The organism is Candidatus Jettenia sp. AMX1 (assembly GCF_030263775.1).
GTDB lineage: Bacteria > Planctomycetota > Brocadiia > Brocadiales > Brocadiaceae > Jettenia > Jettenia caeni.
Window position 1 is genome coordinate 1 of record NZ_SZPP01000088.1, and the last position, 3,930, is coordinate 3,930.

Below are 3,930 nucleotides of genomic sequence, written 5' to 3' on the forward strand. Positions count from 1 at the left end.
ACGAACCCAGCAATTGATACGACTGACAGAGACCGGAATACCCAAACGGCTAATTCCGCTCAGCCTCCATACTTTTTATGGTGCCTTCTAAATCGGAAACATATGCTGCATAGCTGCCGATATACTCAATGGCAATCTCCATTAGCTCTATTAACAAGGAGAAATACTCTGTTGGATTGTCCTCTCTCCCTTCCAGAAGGGCGTCTATTTTTACTGGATCTGCCAGATCACAGGGTGAAATATCCCGAACAACATCCTCCCAGAAATCTTCATCTACGATCTTTTTCAACCGATGGTAAAGATCCTGGAGGCACTCTACCGTGAACTGCTTCTCATCTTCATTCAGAAACTTATACATATTCCACCTTCCGTTTCCATTGGTTAATCACCGATTCCGCACGTGGCCTGCGCGGCTGGCCGGTCAACTTCGTGGCTTCGGGTGGTATCTTAAGCGTCTTTTGGGCAATAGACTTCATCCTATAAAAGGTACCTTTGGAGCAGCCAAGCTCCCCGGCTGCCTTTTTTACATACTCCCCGCGTTTCTTATACGGAACGCCAAACGACCCGATTACCTCCGGTTTGATCTTTCCCATGGCAGGGGGCTTGATGGTGTGATTGTAAAATGCCTGGAGGAACTCGGGAAATTTTCTCAAAAATTCTTTTGTACGGGGCAGGTTACTTTCAACCAGGATTTGATAAACGCCCCAAATATCGTAGGTGTCAACGATAATTTGGCGGGTTCTGGTGGGACATTGATACGTCACGGTGACGTACGAATGTCCCCCCTGATCAGGACATTCACTCGTCAATTTGGGGAGCGAATGTCCCCATTTATAATCCTCCATTACCGTCACCGTGACGGGTATGCCCAATCCTTTCAGATAGGGATTTCTTTCTATAATTCTGTCAATTGCCTTCTGAGGGTTTCTTTGTTTAGACCCTGCCATCTCAGCAATACCTCGACGAGTCACCCGGAACATCTTAATCAACTCGTTCTTATCAAGACCCCAGACGGCCTCCTTCGTCTGAAAGGTCTGAAAATTAAACGGAACCAACATACTTGCCGCCGGTACAGCGGGAACTGCTTCCACATTCACCTCCTTTCCTTGTTGTTTGGCCAGAGGTCTGACACCTCCATACCGATTGCATCCGCAATCGCCTTGCGCAGGCGCTTCGATTTTGTTTTTCCCGATATTACCTGGTATACAGCCACACGGCTGACACCCATCCGGCGGCCGATCTCGGCCCCAGAGACGTCTTTCTTTATAAACTCGATTTTTATTTTTTGTTTTGTGGTTATCATGATAATGAATTATAAAGCGAATTATCGCTATAATCAAAAATATTTTTAAATATATCATAATATGGCTATTCTGGAGGTCTTATGCTAAAGGAAAGAATCTCTAATTTTTTACAGCAGCTACTCCGTGACCTAGGCGAAACGCAGGAAGGGCTTGCAAACAGGCTTGGAATCCCTAATACCAGTTTACGAGGTTATTTAAAGGGAACTAATATACCTGGCATAGATGTGCTTTTAAAAATGGCGGAATTAGGGAATGTGACGCTGGATGATCTCGTAAAGACGGACAAACCGCCAAATATCCAGGTAATAGTTAATAACAGTCATGGTGTAGCCTTTGCCGGCAGAGATGCCCATGTCTACGTAAATTCACAAGTCAAAAGATTTACACAATACAGCCCCGGCCCTCATGATATTACCGGAGAACAAGCCAATAAATTAAAAGATAAAGTCAATGAAATTGTGGAGTTAGAGCAGAAGGTAAAAAAGAAGCCAAAGACCTATGGTGCGGTCTGGAATGCTCTCAACAGGAAAATGGGGGTTACTTATTATCGGGAAATCAAGAAAGATCAGTTTGAAAAAGCTATGCTCTACCTCGGCCAATGGGCCGGAAGGCTAAAAACAAGTCTTAAACGAACTGATGAGGACGAATGGCGTAAAGAAATACAAAAGGCCATATTTGCCGCAGTAAGAAATCAATTAGGATGGACTAAAGATGCTTTAGATGCTTATATTTACGAACGATACGGAAAAGAATCTATTCGTGATCTTTCAAAAGAAGAATTGGAACAGTTAAAAAATATTATCTTTGCTAAGAAAAAAGGAAAGTAGAAACAGGGAGAAGGTTTTAAGATATATGGCAGATAAAGAACATAAAAAATATATACAAAAACTATATAAGTTTTTTATGGAAAACAAAGATGACCGTCCTTACTGGCAATGGATTGCCATTGTAGATCCGAGTACTTGTACACAATGTAAAGTTTTAGACGGAAAAGTGTTTTATTATAACGATCCTATTTGGCAGAAACATTTGCCACCTATTCATAAAGGTTGCCGTTGTCGCTTCCGTGCTTATGATCATGAAGATATTAAAGAAAAAAGACTCTGTGTTTCAAAAGGAGAACATTATGTCTAGACTTGTGCAAATAATAGAATTGTAGTGGGTAATGAGGTATGTTTTTAAAAAAAATAAAATTTTTTTAAAAATATTTTATTTTCAACTTTCATTTGAAAATAACATCTTTTACCCACCCAAAATCCCACCTTCCTCCGTCAAACTTTACCCAGTTATTGCAATTTAACTAATACATTTATATTACCCCCTTATAATGAATACCAACAAGGACTTATCCTGTAAATGCATTCTTTATAAAATTGAAAGGGGTGGATATATATGCCTTCCTCTGATAGCCGGAGGAATTCTGTTTGGAATGGTTGTGATGATAAAAAAGGAGATTGCTTGCTGGAATGACGAAAAAATACGCAGGCTTATGTCAAACTATGTTGGACTGACAGCATTGGCTTTACACAGGCTTGAACTTCTGGATATTGCCAAACATACAAATATAACCGACGAGCTCACAGGGGTATATAATAAAAGATTCTTTAATGAGATACTGAGTAAGCAGATATTTCTGGCAAAGAGACGTAATGAACATTTAAGCCTTCTCATTTTAGACCCGGACCACTTTAAGAATTTACATGATACTTATGGAGAAGGAGCAGGGGACCGTATATTGCAACAAATGACAAGGATTATCAGTGATTTCGTAAACAAATCAGATATTATTGCCAGATACGATCATGAAGAAATCGCCATTATCATGCCTACATTGTTTATAACAAGGGCGCTGGTAAAGGCGGATGAAATTCGCCGGATTATTGAATATACCGATTTTGACGATATCGTACCGGGACAAACCATTAAGTTAACGGTAAGTATCGGGATTGCATCTTTCCCGGAGCATGGCACGGAACAAGAAACCCTCATAAAGCTTGCAAACAAAGCACTCTACCAGGCTAAAGAAGGTGGCAGGAATCGGGTTGCAGGTCCTTATTAAGCTTTGACCATGGCCTATAGTACCAGTACCCTTTGTATGAAACCGAACATATCCTTACCTAACGAAAGACTACCTATAGATAACTTAAGGAGAAATGCTCCATTGTTATTCTTTTCCTCTTTACGTTATATCAGGTTTTAAAAGACAAAACCCAACGGCTTTTTACCCACCCCTCAATTCCCTCCCGAGAGGGGACTTTTATACTTCCCATGCAAGGTAGAAGGATCTCTACGATAGTTTATGAGATTGCTTTGGAAAAAATCCTCGCAATGACGTGGTTAAGAGTTCCGTACATCCCATACACTTGCATATAGCAAAGTCTTGACTCTCTCCATATCCTGTTCGGTTTCATCTCTTGCATACTATAATGCATATGCCCCTTCGGGGTTTAAGGACTTTTTTCTGCTTTTCATCTGACCCGATCTGAAAGCGCAACCCAATACCATGGGGCTAAACATGTTTTTAATCACACATAAGTTGCGCAGAAATAGGATAAATTTGTCCAAGAGTAGCCAAATACCAGGAAATTAAGGACCGTATGGCTGAAAAAGCCTGAAAAATAAGGGT

At 40.8% G+C, this 3,930-nt stretch carries 5 protein-coding genes; 3 read left to right on the forward strand and 2 right to left on the reverse strand.

Annotation, left to right across the window (positions count from 1 at the left end; translation table 11 throughout):
- Nucleotides 1-49: 49 nt before the first annotated feature.
- Nucleotides 50-358, reverse strand: a complete 309-nt coding sequence (locus FBQ94_RS17225; protein WP_285442299.1) for a hypothetical protein — start codon at nt 356-358, stop codon at nt 50-52.
- Nucleotides 351-1,361 carry a hypothetical protein gene (locus FBQ94_RS17230; protein WP_285442300.1) on the reverse strand — a complete coding sequence of 337 codons (1,011 nt, stop codon included), beginning with the start codon at nt 1,359-1,361 and terminating at the stop codon, nt 351-353. The genes FBQ94_RS17225 and FBQ94_RS17230 overlap by 8 nt, the downstream gene beginning before the upstream one ends.
- 23 nt (nt 1,362-1,384) lie before the next feature.
- On the opposite strand from FBQ94_RS17230, the gene FBQ94_RS17235 reads away from it, so the two are divergent.
- The 3 genes from FBQ94_RS17235 (at nt 1,385) to FBQ94_RS17245 (ending at nt 3,363) form a co-directional block, all read left to right on the forward strand.
- On the forward strand, nt 1,385-2,131 hold the full coding sequence (locus tag FBQ94_RS17235; protein WP_285442301.1) for a helix-turn-helix domain-containing protein: 747 nt from the start codon (nt 1,385-1,387) through the stop codon (nt 2,129-2,131).
- Nucleotides 2,109-2,438 carry a phage head morphogenesis protein gene (locus tag FBQ94_RS17240; RefSeq protein WP_285442302.1) on the forward strand — a complete coding sequence of 110 codons (330 nt, stop codon included), beginning with the start codon at nt 2,109-2,111 and terminating at the stop codon, nt 2,436-2,438. The genes FBQ94_RS17235 and FBQ94_RS17240 overlap by 23 nt, the downstream gene beginning before the upstream one ends.
- Before the next feature lie 295 nt (nt 2,439-2,733).
- Entirely contained in the window at nt 2,734-3,363 is a 630-nt protein-coding gene (locus FBQ94_RS17245) for a GGDEF domain-containing protein (protein ID WP_285442303.1), read from the forward strand.
- Nucleotides 3,364-3,930 lie beyond the last annotated feature (567 nt).

Excerpts from the sequence above, each read along its gene's own strand:
- FBQ94_RS17225 (WP_285442299.1), bottom strand. The coding sequence starts at position 358 with ATGTATAAGTTTCTGAATGAAGATGAGAAGCAGTTCACGGTAGAGTGC.
- FBQ94_RS17230 (WP_285442300.1), bottom strand. The coding sequence starts at position 1,361 with ATGATATATTTAAAAATATTTTTGATTATAGCGATAATTCGCTTTATA.
- FBQ94_RS17235 (WP_285442301.1), top strand. The coding sequence starts at position 1,385 with ATGCTAAAGGAAAGAATCTCTAATTTTTTACAGCAGCTACTCCGTGAC.
- FBQ94_RS17245 (WP_285442303.1), top strand. The coding sequence starts at position 2,734 with ATGGTTGTGATGATAAAAAAGGAGATTGCTTGCTGGAATGACGAAAAA.